This is a genomic window from Parashewanella hymeniacidonis (assembly GCF_016900895.1).
In the GTDB taxonomy this organism is placed as follows: domain Bacteria; phylum Pseudomonadota; class Gammaproteobacteria; order Enterobacterales; family Shewanellaceae; genus Parashewanella; species Parashewanella hymeniacidonis.
In genome coordinates this window covers 1-17,060 of the sequence record NZ_JAFEUN010000097.1, presented here as the reverse complement: position 1 = coordinate 17,060, position 17,060 = coordinate 1, and the positions used below count along the sequence as shown (strand labels likewise).

At 39.7% G+C, this 17,060-nt stretch carries 21 protein-coding genes; 15 read left to right on the top strand and 6 right to left on the bottom strand.

Annotated features, from left to right (window positions below; all coding sequences use genetic code 11):
* Positions 1–193 precede the first annotated feature (193 nt).
* Both JQC92_RS16910 and JQC92_RS16905 read left to right on the top strand, forming a co-directional pair.
* A complete protein-coding gene (locus JQC92_RS16910) occupies positions 194–406 on the top strand; it encodes a hypothetical protein (RefSeq protein ID WP_205000742.1) in 213 nt (70 codons plus the stop codon).
* A 47-nt stretch (positions 407–453) separates the two neighbouring features.
* Positions 454–1,413: a zincin-like metallopeptidase domain-containing protein gene (locus JQC92_RS16905; RefSeq protein WP_205000744.1), complete on the top strand. Its 960-nt coding sequence runs from the start codon at positions 454–456 to the stop codon at positions 1,411–1,413.
* On the opposite strand, the gene JQC92_RS16900 is transcribed toward JQC92_RS16905, so the two are convergent.
* Positions 1,410–2,390: a DUF1186 domain-containing protein gene (locus tag JQC92_RS16900; protein WP_205000741.1), complete on the bottom strand. Its 981-nt coding sequence runs from the start codon at positions 2,388–2,390 to the stop codon at positions 1,410–1,412. The genes JQC92_RS16905 and JQC92_RS16900 overlap by 4 nt on opposite strands.
* Positions 2,391–2,592: 202 nt before the next feature.
* Here JQC92_RS16900 and JQC92_RS16895 point away from each other — a divergent pair, with 202 nt between their 5' ends.
* The 7 genes from JQC92_RS16895 (at position 2,593) to JQC92_RS16865 (ending at position 10,955) form a co-directional block, all read left to right on the top strand.
* A complete protein-coding gene (locus JQC92_RS16895; protein WP_205000740.1) occupies positions 2,593–4,659 on the top strand; it encodes a type I restriction-modification system subunit M in 2,067 nt (688 codons plus the stop codon).
* Entirely contained in the window at positions 4,659–6,011 is a 1,353-nt protein-coding gene (locus tag JQC92_RS16890) for a restriction endonuclease subunit S (RefSeq protein WP_205000739.1), read from the top strand. The genes JQC92_RS16895 and JQC92_RS16890 overlap by 1 nt, the downstream gene beginning before the upstream one ends.
* Entirely contained in the window at positions 6,011–6,415 is a 405-nt protein-coding gene (locus JQC92_RS16885) for a hypothetical protein (protein WP_205000738.1), read from the top strand. The genes JQC92_RS16890 and JQC92_RS16885 overlap by 1 nt, the downstream gene beginning before the upstream one ends.
* A 95-nt stretch (positions 6,416–6,510) precedes the next feature.
* A complete protein-coding gene (locus tag JQC92_RS16880) occupies positions 6,511–6,918 on the top strand; it encodes a hypothetical protein (protein WP_205000737.1) in 408 nt (135 codons plus the stop codon).
* A 52-nt stretch (positions 6,919–6,970) separates the two neighbouring features.
* Positions 6,971–10,249, top strand: coding sequence for a type I restriction endonuclease subunit R (locus tag JQC92_RS16875; RefSeq protein ID WP_205000736.1), 3,279 nt, complete (start codon positions 6,971–6,973; stop codon positions 10,247–10,249).
* Between the two features lies 1 nt (position 10,250).
* Entirely contained in the window at positions 10,251–10,646 is a 396-nt protein-coding gene (locus JQC92_RS16870) for a DUF3024 domain-containing protein (protein ID WP_205000735.1), read from the top strand.
* A gap of 21 nt (positions 10,647–10,667) precedes the next feature.
* The gene (locus tag JQC92_RS16865) at positions 10,668–10,955 is read left to right on the top strand and encodes a hypothetical protein (protein WP_205000734.1); all 288 of its coding nucleotides are present in this window, start codon (positions 10,668–10,670) and stop codon (positions 10,953–10,955) included.
* A gap of 133 nt (positions 10,956–11,088) precedes the next feature.
* Here JQC92_RS16865 and JQC92_RS16860 read toward each other — a convergent pair whose 3' ends face one another.
* Positions 11,089–11,757 carry a relaxase/mobilization nuclease domain-containing protein gene (locus JQC92_RS16860; RefSeq protein ID WP_205000733.1) on the bottom strand — a complete coding sequence of 223 codons (669 nt, stop codon included), beginning with the start codon at positions 11,755–11,757 and terminating at the stop codon, positions 11,089–11,091.
* Between the two features lie 64 nt (positions 11,758–11,821).
* Positions 11,822–12,352: a plasmid mobilization relaxosome protein MobC gene (mobC, locus tag JQC92_RS16855; RefSeq protein ID WP_205000732.1), complete on the bottom strand. Its 531-nt coding sequence runs from the start codon at positions 12,350–12,352 to the stop codon at positions 11,822–11,824.
* 411 nt (positions 12,353–12,763) lie between these two features.
* Here mobC and JQC92_RS16850 point away from each other — a divergent pair, with 411 nt between their 5' ends.
* From JQC92_RS16850 to JQC92_RS22715, 3 genes are all read left to right on the top strand, one after another.
* A complete protein-coding gene (locus tag JQC92_RS16850; protein WP_205000731.1) occupies positions 12,764–13,144 on the top strand; it encodes a GFA family protein in 381 nt (126 codons plus the stop codon).
* Between the two features lie 9 nt (positions 13,145–13,153).
* Positions 13,154–13,513, top strand: coding sequence for a hypothetical protein (locus JQC92_RS16845; RefSeq protein WP_205000730.1), 360 nt, complete (start codon positions 13,154–13,156; stop codon positions 13,511–13,513).
* A gap of 174 nt (positions 13,514–13,687) precedes the next feature.
* Positions 13,688–14,032 (top strand): VOC family protein, encoded by a 345-nt coding sequence (locus JQC92_RS22715; RefSeq protein ID WP_338049525.1) that lies wholly within the window; start codon positions 13,688–13,690, stop codon positions 14,030–14,032.
* Here JQC92_RS22715 and JQC92_RS16840 read toward each other — a convergent pair.
* Genes JQC92_RS16840 through JQC92_RS16830 form a run of 3 tightly spaced genes read right to left on the bottom strand, consistent with a single transcriptional unit; the run spans position 14,025 to position 15,255 of the window.
* Positions 14,025–14,450: a hypothetical protein gene (locus tag JQC92_RS16840; protein WP_205000729.1), complete on the bottom strand. Its 426-nt coding sequence runs from the start codon at positions 14,448–14,450 to the stop codon at positions 14,025–14,027. The genes JQC92_RS22715 and JQC92_RS16840 overlap by 8 nt on opposite strands.
* Positions 14,451–14,485: 35 nt before the next feature.
* On the bottom strand, positions 14,486–14,803 hold the full coding sequence (locus JQC92_RS16835; RefSeq protein WP_205000728.1) for a hypothetical protein: 318 nt from the start codon (positions 14,801–14,803) through the stop codon (positions 14,486–14,488).
* Positions 14,804–14,808: 5 nt separating this feature from the next.
* Complete coding sequence (locus JQC92_RS16830; protein ID WP_205000727.1) at positions 14,809–15,255, bottom strand: IS1096 element passenger TnpR family protein; 447 nt, start codon at positions 15,253–15,255, stop codon at positions 14,809–14,811.
* A gap of 264 nt (positions 15,256–15,519) precedes the next feature.
* On the opposite strand from JQC92_RS16830, the gene JQC92_RS16825 reads away from it, so the two are divergent.
* The 3 genes from JQC92_RS16825 (at position 15,520) to JQC92_RS23235 (ending at position 16,989) form a co-directional block, all read left to right on the top strand.
* Entirely contained in the window at positions 15,520–16,233 is a 714-nt protein-coding gene (locus JQC92_RS16825; protein WP_205000726.1) for a class I SAM-dependent methyltransferase, read from the top strand.
* Entirely contained in the window at positions 16,233–16,685 is a 453-nt protein-coding gene (locus JQC92_RS16820; RefSeq protein WP_205000725.1) for a hypothetical protein, read from the top strand. Before JQC92_RS16825 ends, JQC92_RS16820 begins: the two co-directional genes overlap by 1 nt.
* 109 nt (positions 16,686–16,794) lie before the next feature.
* The gene (locus tag JQC92_RS23235) at positions 16,795–16,989 is read left to right on the top strand and encodes a VUT family protein (RefSeq protein ID WP_205000743.1); all 195 of its coding nucleotides are present in this window, start codon (positions 16,795–16,797) and stop codon (positions 16,987–16,989) included.
* Positions 16,990–17,060 lie beyond the last annotated feature (71 nt).

The window sequence follows — 17,060 nt, the reverse complement described above, 5'->3', positions numbered from 1 at the left end:
TAGCGATACTTTGTGACCCAAACAAAGTGGTACTCAATTTTATATTTTGTGTGAGAACCATGCCTGTATCTCATACAAACATCATAAGGCCAACTGCTAGCTAAAAGCTACCCGTCTGAAAGAAGGGGGTTTCAACCCAGTTGTGGGACTAATGAAACCCAAGAATCGATTTATTACATTAAGGAACCACAACATGAACAATCACTTGAACACTAACTCACATCAAGAACCGCAAGCCTGCACAACAGAGTTAGACGAAAAACTGTCTCAGCTGAATATTCCCGGTTCAGTCGTAGAAGTCACAACTGCCGAAGCGGATGAACTTGGCGCTTTTGAAGAAGATGCACTTAGCGAAGATGAAGCTCTGGCAGCAACTGAGCTATCCACTGAAGATAAGGAGGATTAGCCTATGCCAGTAACCAAACAAGCAAAAAAGTCCCCTATCATGAACAAATCGCCAATAAACTGATTGAGCAACTAAAAGCTGGCACTGCACCTTGGCAAAAGCCTTGGAAGGCTGGGCAGCCAAGAATGCCACACAATCCAATCAGTGGCACTCGATACAAAGGCTCCAACGCCATTTGGTTAACTATGCAATGCCGTGACGACCCACGCTGGATGACTTACAAACAAGCTAAAGGTATTGACGCTCAAGTACGCAAAGGTCAACACGGTACGATTGTCCAATATTGGAAGCTGTTCGACAAAATCGATAAAAAAGACGATAGCGGCAAAAAGATTTTAGGTGCTGACGGTAAACCAATTAAAGTAACCGTTAAATTGGATAAGCCAAGAGTATTTAGCTCAGTGGTATTCAATGCAGAGCAAATCGAAGGTTTACCCGAACTCGAAGTAAAAACACTCCCCGAATGGCAACGCCATGAACGAGCAGAGAAAATTCTGCAAAACTCTGGTGTGCCAATTCACCACGATCAATATGACAATGCTTACTACAGCCCTTCTACAGACAGTATACATTTACCCACAAGAAACCAGTTTGAAACCGCTGATTCCTTCTACACCGTTGCTTGTCATGAGATTTGTCATTCATCAGGCCATTCCAGCAGACTCAACAGAGATATGACAGGCCGCTTCGGTGATGAATCCTACGCCAAAGAAGAATTACGAGCCGAAATTGGCTCACTCATGCTCGGCGATGAACTACAAATCGGCCACGAATTCGGCCAACACGCTGCTTATGTCGATCATTGGGTTAAAGTGCTTCAAGACGATCCGAAAGAGATTTTGCGGGCGTCTAGGGATGCAGAGAACATTTGTAACTTTGTGATGAAATTAGAGTATGAAAATCGACATGCTCAAGTTAAACAACAATCTGGCACATTAGCTCTTATACTAGATGACCAGTCAGTTACGAAATCCAGCTCACAAGCATTTCAAGCTGAGCTGGATTAACCACAACATTTTTTAAACTTTTTTCCACTGCCGCAAGGACATGGATCGTTTCTGCCTGTTTTAGGCGCTTCTCTTACAAATGGTTTTTCATCCCAATAGCCAACATCATGCCGAACATAAACTTCATCTTCTTCACAATTTTTTTCAAAAATGGAATCAAGTTCTTGATTCAAAACTTCCATTTCATCTTCAAACCACACTTCCAAATATGGGATAGCATCGTGAATATAGCCCTGCTCTTGTTTGCTTTGTTGGAACTCATTTTCTAACCAATCATCATAATCAGCTTCATTTAATAGACGAAGTTCGTTAATTTTGATTTGTATCATTTCGTCTTTAAAAATTTCATCCGGTATAAATGCTTGGGTTACTGCCGCTATTTCAAAAGCGTACACATCTGTGCAAATACAAAGGAGATCAAACCAAAATAAAATGCCTGTTTCATAGTCTTTGTAATCTTGAAAAAACTCAACAAAAGCCTTTAAATAATCCAATAACTCTTTTCGAGATAAGTCACCTTCGAAATAGCAAGATTTTAGTGCCAACATACAATCAGTTCGGGCAATATAATCCAAAGACTCATCTAAAGCTAACTCTTGCAATTCATTGGCATTTTTGGCCGCAAGTGTAGCGTACACCTTGTAAACATCATCTTCGTCAATCGAATAGATAATATCCCCATATTCATGATCTTGCTCTTCATTACACTTAAAGTTTCGAATAATACCTTTCAAAATAGGCCAAGCTGAATAAGCTTTCAAATGAGCTAATAAGCCTAATGCAACGACATGCAAACGATTTTCACCAAAGCCATCATAGGGTTCTGGATTGTTGATAAAGTCTTTCAAAATATCAACCAAAAGAAGGGTCGCTTCGTCATGATGAGCAACAAGAGTTTCAAGCTCATTTTTTGGAAATACTTTCCAATCACAGTTAATTAAAGGTTCAATCATTGGGTGTTTAACACTTGCACTCACAGCAGCTCTTCCTATTAAATAAGTCAGACGTCACTAAGGGTACTTTGAAAGTTTACAATCAACAAGTAACCATCTATTGCTCAAAGCTTAACCACACATAAGCTATTGAAATAAAATCCAACTTTATTCACAAACATTCAATGAAAATATATGATAAATTAATCCTCATTTTTTGCTTCAAACCTCCTTACGGACTGACTTCATGACAAACAACTTTTCTTCAACGGCTGCATTTCTTTGGTCGGTAGCCGATCTTTTACGTGGTGATTTCAAGCAATCTCAATACGGGCGTATCATTCTCCCTTTTACACTGCTAAGACGCTTAGAGAGTGTGCTTGAAGCCACAAAACCAAATGTACTAACCAAGTATGAAGCAGTCAAAGCGATGCCTATTGAGGCGCAAGACAAACTGCTAACTCATGCAGCGCAGTTGAGCTTTTACAACACTTCAAAAATGGATTTAAACCGCCTTGGTGAAACAGGTGTGGCGAGTAACCTAGAAAGCTACATTCAATCGTTCAGCCCAAATGCTCGTGAGATTTTTGAACACTTCGATTTCTTTAACACCATCGACAAACTAGAAGAAGCGGACTTGCTTTACAAGGTAGCGAAACGCTTTGCAACCACAGATCTTCACCCTGATACCATCAATAACTACGGTATGGGCTTAGTGTTTGAAGAGCTGATCAGGCGCTTTGCAGAAAGCTCTAATGAAACCGCTGGTGAGCACTTCACCCCAAGAGACATTGTTGAACTCACAACCTCTTTGCTGTTCGCTAATGAGGAAGAGCTAACCAGTTCTGGTTTGGTGCGTTCTATCTACGATCCAACAGCTGGTACGGGTGGTTTCTTATCGTCAGGTATGGAGTACGTTCACAAGCTCAATGACAAAGCCTCTCTGTCTGCCTTTGGTCAGGAGCTAAACCCTGAGTCATATGCTATCTGTAAAGCAGATATGCTTATCAAAGGGCAAAAGGTCGATAACATTAAGCTGGGTAATACCTTATCTAATGACCAACTTCGCACCGAGAAGTTTGACTATATGCTGTCAAACCCTCCGTTTGGTGTGGATTGGAAGAAAATCCAAAAGTTCATCAATGACGAGCATAACGACAAAGGCTTTGAAGGTCGTTTTGGTGCAGGTTTACCACGAGTTTCTGACGGTTCGCTACTGTTCTTGATGCACCTAGTTAGCAAAATGTGCCCTGCGACTTCTGAAAACAAAGGCGAAGGTGGTTCACGTATCGGCATTATCTTGAACGGTTCACCGCTCTTTACTGGCGGTGCTGGTAGCGGTGAAAGTGAAATTAGGCGCTACATTCTTGAAAATGACCTACTTGAAGCCATTGTGGCTCTGCCTACCGATATGTTCTACAACACAGGCATTGCAACTTATGTTTGGGTTTTATCTTCTCAAAAGCCAGCTAACCGCAAAGGTAAAGTTCAGCTTATCAACGCTTCAAAAGAACGAGCGAAAACAGGCGGGCGTGGTCGGAGTGGTGGCGGTGAAATTGAAGGTAATGATGAACACGTATTCTATGCAGCAATGCGTAAATCCCTTGGCAGTAAGCGCAAAGAGCTTACACCAGAAGCGATTGATACAATTGTGCAAACCTATGGTCAGTTTACGGAAAATCAGTTCAGCAAAATCTTTGATTATAAAGCGTTTGGCTACCGCAGAATTACCGTTGAACGCCCTCTAAAGCTAGCGATTTACCCGAAAGATGAACTACGCCTTGAAGCACTACAAGCAGATAAAGCGTGGAGTAAATTAGCTGAGTCAGTTCAAGATGCAGTTTTAGAAGCGCTAGCTTCATTTAGTGAAGAAAAGCTGTTATCTCGTGATGCTTTCCTAAAAGCCTTTATTGCCAAAACAAGTGACGTGAAGCTAAGTGCAGCCCAACAGAAATTAATCGTGAAGCACTTAAGTGAGCACGATGATGAAGCTGCTATCTGTTATCAAGAATCAGGCAAAACAAAAGGCAAAGTTGAAGCGAATCCAGATCTGCGTGATAACGAGAATGTGCCATTAACTGAAACCGTTGACGAATATTTTGCCCGTGAAGTTCTGCCGCACGTGCCTGATGCGTGGATTGATGAAAGTAAGATCGACCCTAAAGATGGAGAAGTCGGTGTTGTGGGTTACGAGATCCCATTCAATCGTCATTTCTACGTTTATGAACCACCAAGAGCACTTGACGCAATTGACGCTGATTTAGATGTAGTATCGGCTGAGATTATGCAGCTACTTAACGAGGTGCATTCATAATGACAGGTCGCTATAAAGCATATCCAGAATATAAGAATACTGATGAAGTTTGGTTAGGTGATGTTCCTTCTCATTGGAGAGATCTTAAAATCAATCGCCTTACTATTGTAAAGCGTGGTGCATCACCAAGACCCATAGATGATCCCCAATATTTTGATGAAACTGGTGAATATGCTTGGGTTCGCATTGCTGATGTAACAGCCTCGGATACCTATTTAAAAAATACAACCCAGCGTCTTTCACCATTAGGTGCAAGTTTGAGTGTAAAACTTGAACCCAACGAATTATTCCTTAGTATTGCAGGAACCGTTGGCAAACCTTGTATCAATAAGATAAAAGCTTGTATTCACGATGGTTTTGTATATTTCCCTGAATTTAAAGAGAATACAAAGTTTCTTTTTTATATTTTTGCTGCTGGTGAAGCATATAAGGGACTAGGTAAATTTGGAACACAGTTAAACCTGAATACCGAGACTGTTGGTGGAATAAAAATTGGTATTCCTTGTATTGAAGAACAACAAAAAATCGCCAACTTCCTCGATCACGAAACTGCCAAGATCGACACCTTAATAGCCAAGCAAGAAAAGCTGATTGGGTTGTTAAAAGAAAAACGCCAAGCGGTGATTTCTCACGCAGTGACCAAAGGGCTTAATCCGCAAGCACCTATGATAGATTCTGGTGTGGAATGGTTGGGTAAAGTGCCTGAGCATTGGGATATTACCTCTCTAAGACGTTTCATAAATAAAATGGAACAAGGAAAAAGCCCTGAATGCGATAGTAGCCCTGCGCCCATAGAACATTGGGGAGTATTAAAAACGAGTTGTGTAAATAATGCGAAGTTTGATCCTACAGCAAATAAAATGTTACCTCCCAATATTGAACCGCACTCTAAATACGAAGTGAAAGGTGGTGATATATTAATGTCCCGAGCTAGTGGCTCAATTAATCTAATTGGTTCTGTTGCGAAAGTACAGAATGATGTTCGTACCAAAATCTTATTATCAGATAAGGTTTTTAGGTTGTACCTGACAAGCCTTATGAATACTGATTTTTTCGTGCATCTAATGGCAAGTAACTATGTAAGGACTCTTGTTGAAAACGCTATTAGTGGCGCTGAAGGAATGGCGAACAATATAACAAAAAGTGCAATAATGGATTTTACTATTCCTGTACCTCCAGTTGAAGAACAAAAACTAGTGGTAGCAGAGCTGGAAAAACAAGTAAATAGGTTCGATATCTTAGTTGCTAAAGCCGAAAGTGTTAACACTCTAATTAAAGAACGCAAAACTGCCCTTATCTCAGCAGCAGTGACAGGTAAGATTGATGTACGTGACTGGCAAGGAGCACATTAATGGATTGGGTAGCAATTGCAAACTTATTGGTAAGCTCCGTTTCTTCTCTGTCTTCAATCGTACAGGCGCATAATAGCAATAAGCTCACAAAAACCGAACTTAACAAAGCCACAAAACGGATAGAGCAACCGCTTAAAAATGGTGGTAAACAGGTATCAGTGGTCATTAATCATAAGCTACTCACTGAGCTTTCTGTTTTAGCGGAGACACAAGCGAAACAGATCATCAATGTGTTAAGCCATACCGATGATATCGAGCTGATTGAAATGACAATCAATGAAGCTCGTAGCCGTGTGTGCTTTTATTTGACCCAAATAAAGCAACATAATCAGGGCAAGTTGCCTACAAAACGGTTGCAAAACTTATGGCTGTCACATCAGTGTGAGACTGAGAATAATGGTTAACGTTGATTTACTGATTCACGAAACCTAATTGGATAATTTATTAATGTAAAACAATTACATTCAGTTGCATTGTTCAAGTTAAAAGGCCGCACAAGATGGAAAATAATAGATTAGAAACATTACTGGTCACAGCCATTTCGGCCTTAGACTCAATCATACAAGCGTATGATAAAAAGTCGTTAACCAATTCTGTTCTGGTACAAGAAAGCAAGAACATCAAAGCGCAGTTGGATTCAAGCAGTAAGGGGATCGCTGGTTTAATGGATAACATGACAATGGATCGGATTACCTTGATGAAGCTTTCTGGCTCTTTTGCACATCAAGTTAATATTATAATTAGCGCCTTGACCATGGGCGACGAAACGATGAAAGAAGTGGCTATCGATGTTGCTCGAACTCGTATGAATGAATTTCTTCAAGACATTAAAAATAAAAATCAAGGAATGTTACCTTCAAAAGCATTGCAAGCCCTTTGGCAGCGTTATAAAACAGATGTGAGCTAACGAGATGAATATTCACCAAATGGGTCAAATAAAAAAATAACAGGACGTTACCATGAGCAGTAAATCCGCTGAATCCGTATTCCAAAACGACATTCTCCACCAAATGCAGTCTCACGGTTGGTTGCTGGGCGAGTCGAGTAAATACAACAAAGAGTTGGCGCTTTATCCTGATGATGTGATTGCTTTTGTGAAAGCTACACAGCCGCAGCAATGGGATAAGTTAACGCAGCACTTCCCCGATACTGAGCGTAACCCAAACGCAACGGCTGACGCTTTGCTCAAGTCATTAGAACAAGAGCTGAAAAATGAAGGCACGCTGTGGGTATTGCGAAACAAGCTCAATAATCGTGGTGCTAAGTTTGACCTTTGTAGCTTCAAGCCTGATCACGATTTAAACCCGACGGCAACCGCACGTTATCAGCAAAACATTCTGCGTGTTGTACCTGAGTTAATTTACTCACCAAACGGTTATGATGGGCGTTTAGATTTAACCCTGTTCGTAAATGGTATCCCTGTTGCGACTTGCGAGTTGAAATCTGAGTTTAAACAGTCGATTGATAATGCCAAAGTCCAATATATGAAGGACAGGCAACCAAAAGACCCAAAAACTCGTAAACCAGAGCCATTATTGACCTTTAAACGTGGCGCATTGGTTCACTTTGCAGTGAGCCAATACAATGTAGCAATGACCACTCGTTTAGCGGGTAAAAAGACCTTCTTCTTACCCTTTGACCAAGGAACGGCTGACGGTGGTAAAGGTAATGATACTCCTGCCGTATCAACAGACGGGAATGACAGTTATGCGACTTCATACCTTTGGAATGAGATTTTTCAAAAAGATAACTTGCTGCTGATCCTAAGCCGATACATTCACCTCGAAGTCAAAGATGAAGAGCAGTTAGACGGCACTATCAAAGTCAAAGAGACAATGATTTTTCCTCGTTATCACCAATGGGCGGTCGTTTCTAAACTGCTTAAAACGGTTGATAGCGAAGGCACTGGTCATAAATACCTAATTCAGCACAGTGCTGGCTCTGGTAAATCAAACTCGATAGCGTGGTTGTCACATCAACTTGCATCAAAGCATTACATTTCGCCGTCTATAGAAAGCGATCATCCTGAGTTGGGTAAAAAAGTCGGGGATAAGGTTTTTGACTCCGTAATCGTTATCACTGACCGAACGGTACTTGATAGCCAGTTGCAAGATACGATTTATCAGTTTGACCATAACGAAGGTATGATTGCTCGTGTCAATCGAGAAGAGGCGCAAGGCAGTAAATCCAGCCAATTAGCAGGAGAGCTAAAAGCAAGCACCTCAATCATTATTGTCACGATTCAAACTTTCCCTCACGTTTTAGAAGCGATTCGTAAAGACTCAACCCTTGCAGGTCGAAGCTATGCAATTATTGCCGATGAAGCGCACTCTAGCCAAACAGGAACGACCGCACGTAAATTGCGTGAAGTGCTGATGGCAGAACAGTTAGATGGGAATAAAGAGAGCACTAGCAACGATGGAGAGTTGTCGAGTGAAGATATGCTGCGTTTATCGCTTGAAGCTCGTAAAGGTTCCAATAAACTCAGTTACTTTGCTTTTACGGCAACACCTAAAGCTAAAACATTAGAGCTGTTTGGTCGTAGACCAAATCTTGATGAGCCAGCGAGTGATGCGAACAAGCCACTGCCATTCCACGTTTACTCAATGCGCCAAGCGATTGAAGAAGGGTTTATTCTGGATGTTCTGCAAAATTACACCAGCTATCGAGTTGCTTACCAATTAGCCCACAATAACCCAGATTTAGATCAAGAAGTGGATAGTAAAAAAGCCGCTTCAAAAATGGCGAAGTGGGTTCGTTTACACCCTTACAATATTGCTCAAAAAGTGGAAACCATCATCGAGCATTTCAATGACAAGATTAAGCATTTACTGGGCGGTAAAGCAAAAGCAATGGTTGTTACCAGTAGTCGTTTAGAGGCTGTGCGTTACAAACTTGCGTTTGAGAAGTATGTTAAAGATAAGGGCTATGATCACGTCAATGCAATGGTGGCGTTTTCTGGTGAAGTGAATGACCCAGACTTACCCGATCACCCTTTCACTGAAACCAATATGAATCCGAATTTACGTGGTAGTGAGATGCGTAAAGCATTTGATACCACGGATTATCAGGTGATGTTGGTAGCAAACAAGTTCCAAACGGGTTTTGACCAACCTAAATTGGTTGCGATGTATGTCGATAAGCCACTGAAAGGCGTTGAGTGTATCCAGACGCTTTCACGCTTAAATCGTACCTATAAAGGTAAAGATAAAACCTTTGTTCTCGATTTTGTGAATGATCCAGAAGAAGTTTTGAAAGAGTTTAAAGTTTATTTTGAAACCGCTGAGCTGGCTGGAGTATCCGATCCAAATATCGTCTATGAGCTAATGAAGAAGCTCGATAAGGTCGGGATTTATCAGTGGCGTGAAGTTGAAGCGTTTGTTGAAACCTATAATGATAAACAAGCGAATCAAGCTAAGTTGGCTAACTTGTGTAAACCAGCCGTTGACCGCTTCTCGGTGCGTTATAAAGAAGCAACTCAGGTACTGCAATCGGCACAGGCTGAGCTGACTAAAGCCAAGATTGATCGTAATGATAAAGCCATTAAGTTTGCTGAAAACAGCGTCAAACACGCTAAAGAAGCAAGAGATATTCTGGAAGTGTTTAAGAAGGATTTAATTTCATTCTATCGCTACTATGAGTTTACTTCTCAGATAGTCAATTTTGAAGATTACGAGCTTGAAAAGCTGAGTATCTTCGCTAAACATCTCCACCCACTATTACGCTTAGATATCGTGGAAGACGATGTAGATCTGTCAGATGTGGTAATGACCCATTATCGACTTCACGAGCAACGAGAAGCTGACTTAGTTTTGGGTAATAAAGTTGGTGAGCCAGAACAGAAGTACCAAATACCACCAAGCAAAGAAGGTTCTGGAGCAGCACCCAAAGATCCAAAAACTGAACTTCTGAACGAGATCATCGAACGAATGAACGATTTGTTTATTGAAGATGGTTTATCTGAAAATGATATGCTCAATTATGCCAATACCATTGCAGGTAAAATCTCAGAAAATGACACTGTGATGGATCAGCTTCGCAGCAACACCAAAGAACAAGCAATGCTGGGTGAGTTCCCTAACTCAATCAATAATGCCGTTATTGAAAGTATGGATGTGCATAACGACATGGCGATGAAACTACTGTCCAATGAAGCGGTAGCGAAAGGCTTTGCTGGATTGATGTTTGATGTGTTGATGAAGGGTTTGGGTAAGCAAGCAAATTTAGGTGGAAATTAAAATGTCGAAACATAAGATGGGATGGCAGCCAACGCCAACTAAACCTTCAACTGCATTTAAGAACAAAATTTCAGCTGAAGCAGCGCCATTTATAGAAGAACTTAAACTGAAATGTGTATTGCCAGAGAATGTAAATGATCAATTTAATTATCTGATTGATATTTATGGTCGCTGGCGTGGTAGATACTTTTATTTTTGTGGAAAATACCACTCACCTGGCCCTAATGCCATCAGCCCTGAGTTTGAAACTAAGTTTGCTCGCTTAGAGTATATGGGCGAAGACAACTTTAATCTTGCTTATATGCGACACACAGGGCAATGGTTCGAATTGTTTCAAGAGCAAACCCTTGAGCAGTGTTTTGCAGAAATGAAAAATCTTCCTCATTTTATGCCTTGATCAAAACAGAGAATCATAGATATGCAAGAATATATTATTCATGAGTGTGAAGCTATGCCAAAAAACGGTTGCGCTATCGAGGGGCGTCAAACTCCAAGTGATGCAAAAAGAATATGGCAGCTATTCGTTTATCATGAAGCTACCGAGGAAGATCTTGAAGAAAGCCATTATTTGGAGCAAGTTGGCGAATTTGTTTGGCAAGCAATTCTTGAAATTAACCACTGCCCGTATTGTGGATGTGAATTGACGCAAACTAAATCAGCATCTGAAAAACCTGAATTTAACTATCACGACTTTAGAAGCTGGTAATTTGATTTTCTATCGTTGAGCACTTAAATCACTTTCGTAATGATCAATGGTTAGGACACTTTTTATAACTGATTGAATTTACTGAGCTTAAAAATTTGAATCTAAAAACATGGATTCCTTAAAATTCAATGAGTTATTTTATTATAAACGGCGAAAGTTTAAAAACTGTCCGAAGTGTTGAATGATCACGATTGTCAATTTGTTTGGTCATTTTAAGCTTTTTCAAACTCGGCGTAGCCTCAGCCGCTACGCCCAACCTTTCCAGTTCACAAGCAAACTGCTCTCGCCAAACCTGCGGTAAACCTTTTCTAACATGTAAACGCCTACCATCAAAACCAAGATTTTTAATTGTCAGATGAACGTGCGGGCTGTTGGTGTCAGTATGTAAAGCAAAAACATATTGATGATTTTCTGAAAACGTATTTTTAGCGAATGAGCGCACTGCTTTTTTAACTGCTTTAGGTTCTGTGCCGTAGGGCATAGAAAGGATTAGATGGGTGCTGTGGCGAGTTCTGGTTCGTTGTTGGAAGTCTGACTCATTCCAGTCTTGGGCGAGTTGATGAATGGTATGTTGGTCTTGATAAACCAAGCCTGTTTCGTCTTCTAACTCTAGTTTTCCATTACGGCTGATATAGTCAAAGTGGTTTGCTGTATGGGCATTGTTGTAACCGAAACCACTGACTTTGACCATGACTTCAGGCGGCTTTTTTGTATAACGGCCACTGCCTTTAATGCGGTTCGATTTGGTTCTGACATCACCATTGAGTAAGCCAGAGATTGAGTCGTTTAATAGTTTGCTCATGATGTACTAGCCAATAGCGAAAAGGCTCTGGATACCAGTCTTCACTGGTATGACGCGCAAAAAGTTATTCATCATCACTCTCTAACTCCCAACGCTTGCAGTTTTTGTTGATAAGGTCATTCACCATGACTTTGTGCTTTTCGAATTTGGCATCGAGCACTTGTATCATTTCTCTGGTGAATTTGTCGCTATAGCGATAATCGATATTGAGCACACGGGCGATTTGGTTGAGGTTACGGCCAACGGCAGCGAGTTGACGATTAGATTCTCTAAGTGCTTTTATCTCACCTTCGGTTAATACAGGTATGCGAGTTAGATTTGCCATCACACAAGCTGTTGCCCAGCTGGTTCGGTAAATATAGCCTTCCTCTACTGCTTGAGTAGTGAGTTTTTGCATTTCGTGCTCTGAGAGCCGAATGGTGATTTTATTGCTTTTAGCTTCATGGAATTCATCGTTGCTGGCGATATCAGGCAGAACTTGGCTCATCATAAAACGCATCATGGCAGATTCCGTCATTCCGTTAGCCTGACAAAACTGTTGCCACTTTTGTTTATCTTCTTCACTGAGCTGCGTCTTTACCGTTTGTTTAACCATAAACCTTATTTTGATTGGTATTTACACGATAAATTCGTTATTTCACGTTTTCATTAAGATAACTAGGGCTTGAGAAGTTATGTCGTAAATATATTTTGAAATTGACACTATTGGTACCATTGGCTGGCAGCTTTGGGTCTATTCGCTGGCAGATGTGGGTCGGTTTGCTGGCAAGTTGCGAATCCTGCATTAGTAAATTAAGTGCTGTTTTTAGATTTTAGCGGTGCTTTCTCTTTCTGAAGTTCTACGAAGGAAAATTCGCCAAAATTAGTTTAAAGAAGCCTGATTCAACTAACGGTAGAGCAATATCACAGCTAAAATATTCGAATTTTAAAAAAACTCGATTTCGATCATTTGAGTTTTCGTGGTGTTTTCTATACAGTAGTTAAGTTCCTATTCTGGATTATTTATATGGATATAAATCAAATTTACAAATCTACTTGCCATTGTGGTGCCATTGAGTTGTCACTTTTCCTTCCCAAGGGTTTAGAAAATTTACGGAGGTGTAATTGCTCAATGTGTAGCCGAAGAGGTGCAATAGTTGCCTCTGTTCCACTTGCAAATTTGAAGTTAGTCAAAGGCATAGAATCACTCAGCTTATATCAATTTAATACACATACTGCTAAGCATTATTTTTGTTCTCAATGTGGTATTTATACACACCATCAGCGCCGTTCATACCCAGAGTTTTATGGCGTAAATGTAGCGTGTATTGAAGGAATAAAACCTTATGAGTTAGGCGAAATTCAAGTCGTCGATGGCATTAATCACCCTAGAGACAATGACAGTTAGAAGCAACCAATGAGAGTGATTTTATTGTTATTGATTTTCACGCTTGCAGGCTGCGCAAATAACTTCCGTCAAGAAGCGTTTTTTTGTTTTGCCTCTGAAAATAAAGCAAGAGACACAGCGAATTACTTAATCGATAATGGCTTTTATCAGAGAGTTCGTTTCTTAATCGATGGGGAAACAGCATCCATTCAAGGCTTAGGGTTTATGTGGGCAGGCTTTAATCATTCAGATAGTTGTGACGCTAATGAATTTCCCTTAAAAATTATTTACGAGCCTGATCAAACACCAGCCTTTGACCGCAATCAAGTTATTCCAATGGCTAAACTGACTTATTCTGCAATGCTAAGAGAACGAGGGAGATCCAATTGAATTTAAATCAAATTACTTTGCCCGTTAGCGATATGCCTAAGGCTGTTGAGTTTTATTTACTACTTGGTTTTACAACACTTCGGACAGTTTTTAAACTTTCGCCGTTTACAATAAAATAACTCATTGAATTTTAAGGAATCCATGTTTTTAGATTCAAATTTTTAAGCTCAGTAAATTCAATCAGTTATAAAAAGTGTCCTAACCATTGGTTTTACGCAAATTGTCGATACACCACATTATGTTCGTTTTGAATGCCCTGAAGGTGATGCTACTTTTTCATTATCTCTTGAAGATGAAAGTTTTGACAGTGGTACTGTCATTTACTTTGAACATGAAAAGCTTGATGAGTGGGTAAGTTCTCTTAAAGCTAAAGGGGTTGAGTTTGAGCAATTGCCTAAGCTCGAAAGGTATTTATGGAAAGAAGCCGTACTCCACGATCCATCTGGAAATAAAATTAAATTATATTGGGCTGGTGAAAATAGATTAAACCCGCCTTGGCGAGTAAATAAAACTATTTGACTTGTGTGGCTTTGTAACCCCAGAAAAGCATTAAGCCACATAGCAACCAAATAACTCCAATAACTATTATGTTGTCACTGACCAATTCAGGCTTTCTAATCCAAAGTTGAAGCGGTAATAAACCTCTAATAACAAAAAGCGTCGAAAGGGTTAATACTACAGGTCTGAGCAATGGCAGTCGACGAACGATCCCTGCGGCTGATAAAGCGTATAAACCGATTACAATGAATATTGTTGATGCAACGATTGCCCCTACCGGAGCTACCCAAGTCCCAGCCCTTGCTGACTCGACAATGAATTCTGGTGCCATTTGAACTGAGTAGCACTGCTCACCGAAATAAATACAAGATGTTTTAGCAATAGCTACGGCAAAAGCCGTTATGGATACAATGACTAGAGCGAGTTTTCCGTAACGCATTATGGTAAATCCTTTTTAACACCAAGCCGTCTTTATCATTGCTTATGCAAAAAAAAGGTCACGTCTTCACTGTGACCTTGAGGATAAATCAATTTCACAATTTTATATCGGCCTTGTGTTTTTCCTGATAAATGCACTTCGAATGACTCAGTTTCACCTTGAGGGAAAACGCTTGTGCGATATAACTCAACCGCCAGCTTTGATGGAATTTTTAACTGTATTAAATCATCATATATCTGGTAATTTATCCTTGATTTAGGATAAACCAAGTACGAGACAGTTCCTTGAGAATATGGTTCTAACTTCATTCTTACTTCATGAAGTTTACTTCCATTTATCGTTAATCCTTTCACTTTCTCTACTCCTCATCTTCCCAATCTGGATATTGCTCTGGCTTCTCACCGACAATCTTGATGATATTTGGGTAACTCATGCCCTTCTCTGCGGCTTTAGCTTTATGACGAGTTCTTTTCACTTTAAAGACCCAGCTGTCTCCAAAATCAAAAAAGTAAAAAAGGTTTTCTTTTGGTTCTAATGGGAAAACATCAAGCAGCTTTGTCTCATCAATGCTCATGACATTATCATGGAAGGAAAACTCTTCATCACAGTAAACAACATTGCGTTTACCGTATGGGTTTCTTGCGGTAAAAAATTCATACATGTGATCATTATCAAACTCGATTATTTTCTGAATATGCAAATGCAGTTCATCCAGCGTTATCGACTCATCGATTTCAAAAACACATTTAAATTCGTCATCAAAAAACGGATTTGCAAGACATTCTAATTCAAGGGTAATGACCACAATGTCACCTCATATTCATCTAGATTAGCGATAGGCCTAATGATAACGGTTATTAAGTCTCTGAACATGTGTTTCAGTAAAAATTTTTAGAAACCTATTCTGCATTCATACTGATACCACCGCCAATATCAAAGCTTTGATATTAACCAAACCTGAATTTTCAGTTAACGACACGGATACAAACTACGGTTTACCTTGAGCTACTCATTTGAAATTGTTTAATTATTTAATAATCATTTTAATTCTTTCGTGAAGTTAAAACCTATGGTCGAAGATAACCAGTTGTTTGTGCCAACCCTAAACCAACAAGGCTATGCTACTGTTACAATTGATCCATTCTCAAAAAAGTTCACTGAATATGCTGATGGCACATTTTTAGAAATTGGAGCAGCTTTTGGTTACACCACACTTAAAGCGTTAGAAAATGGTGCGACTGTTATTGCTAATTATATGGACGACAGACATCTAAAAGCTCTATCTGAAACAGCTAAAGAAAAAGGCCTAAGCAAATTACAAACGATTACAGCTCAGTTTCCTATTGGGCCTGATTTCGACGCTAAATCATTCAGAAAAATTTTAATCTGCCGCGTCCTTCACTTTTTCAGTGGTGAGAACATAAAACAAGCACTTAAAAAAGCACATAACTGGCTAGAGGTTGGAGGTGAATTATATGTGGTATGTGAAACAACCTTCTTAACAAACTGGCAGAAGTTTATCCCTGAATACGAGAACCGAAAAAGAGCAGGCGAACCATTCCCCGGTGAAATTAACAATCCTAAATTTTGGGAAAATACATGGTCAGATAATTTACCAGAGTTTGTTCATTGGCTTGATGTTGACACGCTCAGTAATTTATTTACTGAAACTGGTTTTGAGATTGTTGAAGTTGATTACATCAACCGAGCTGGCCAATTTCCTTCAAGCTTACTACTTGATGGGCGTGAAAGTGTAGGCATCATAGGTAGGAGAGTAAAATAATGTCTGAAGATGACGGCTTATTCAACAAACTTAAGAATCTGTGGAAATCTTTTAAAGATGACTATCAAACACCCTACAGGCTGATCGAAATCGAACATAAAAAACGTGAAAAGTTTGCAGTGATCGGTCTGAGATATTCCCATATGGTTTTTAAAAAGAAACTCCAAGAGGCCGTACTAGATGACGAATTACTTGAAGGATTATCGCCTCAAGATATTCGCAGTTTATCAATGTACGCCATGTTCTGCTGCACTCAGGATCAGTATGAACTGGTTTCAATCGATTATGTAGACTCAGAAAAAGTAGTCTTTGCAATTAAGGATAAGTTGGCGGATAGAGTTTTAAAATTAACGCAAGAAGAACTGAATAACAGCCCCAATATCATCAATCATTTTAAACGTAATGAACTTTATAAAGTCGGTGTAGTATGTGGCAGCAAACTGAACAACTAAATTACACATTTAAATTCCACAAGCTTTCAATTTTATTGGCTTTTTACATTGTATTGTTATGTTTAACAGTATGATTTTCCAATAGCTTCATTAGTATTCAAGGGATCACATTACCCGGTGGAATTTTGGTTTTCCAATTACATTTATCATTTGTGATATTGTCAGTGAGGTTTATGGTTATTCAACTGCTAAAGCATTCATCTGGATCGGTATTATTGCCGAATTGGTCTTTTCAAATTTATCGCTCTTTATTAATGAACTACCCCGCCGCAAGCAGCGGGGTATCAATCTAGAACATCTCTAACTGATGAACATTATGGAGCTTCTTATATTCATTCCCTTGATTCTTAACATAATTGGCAATCATTTGTTCAT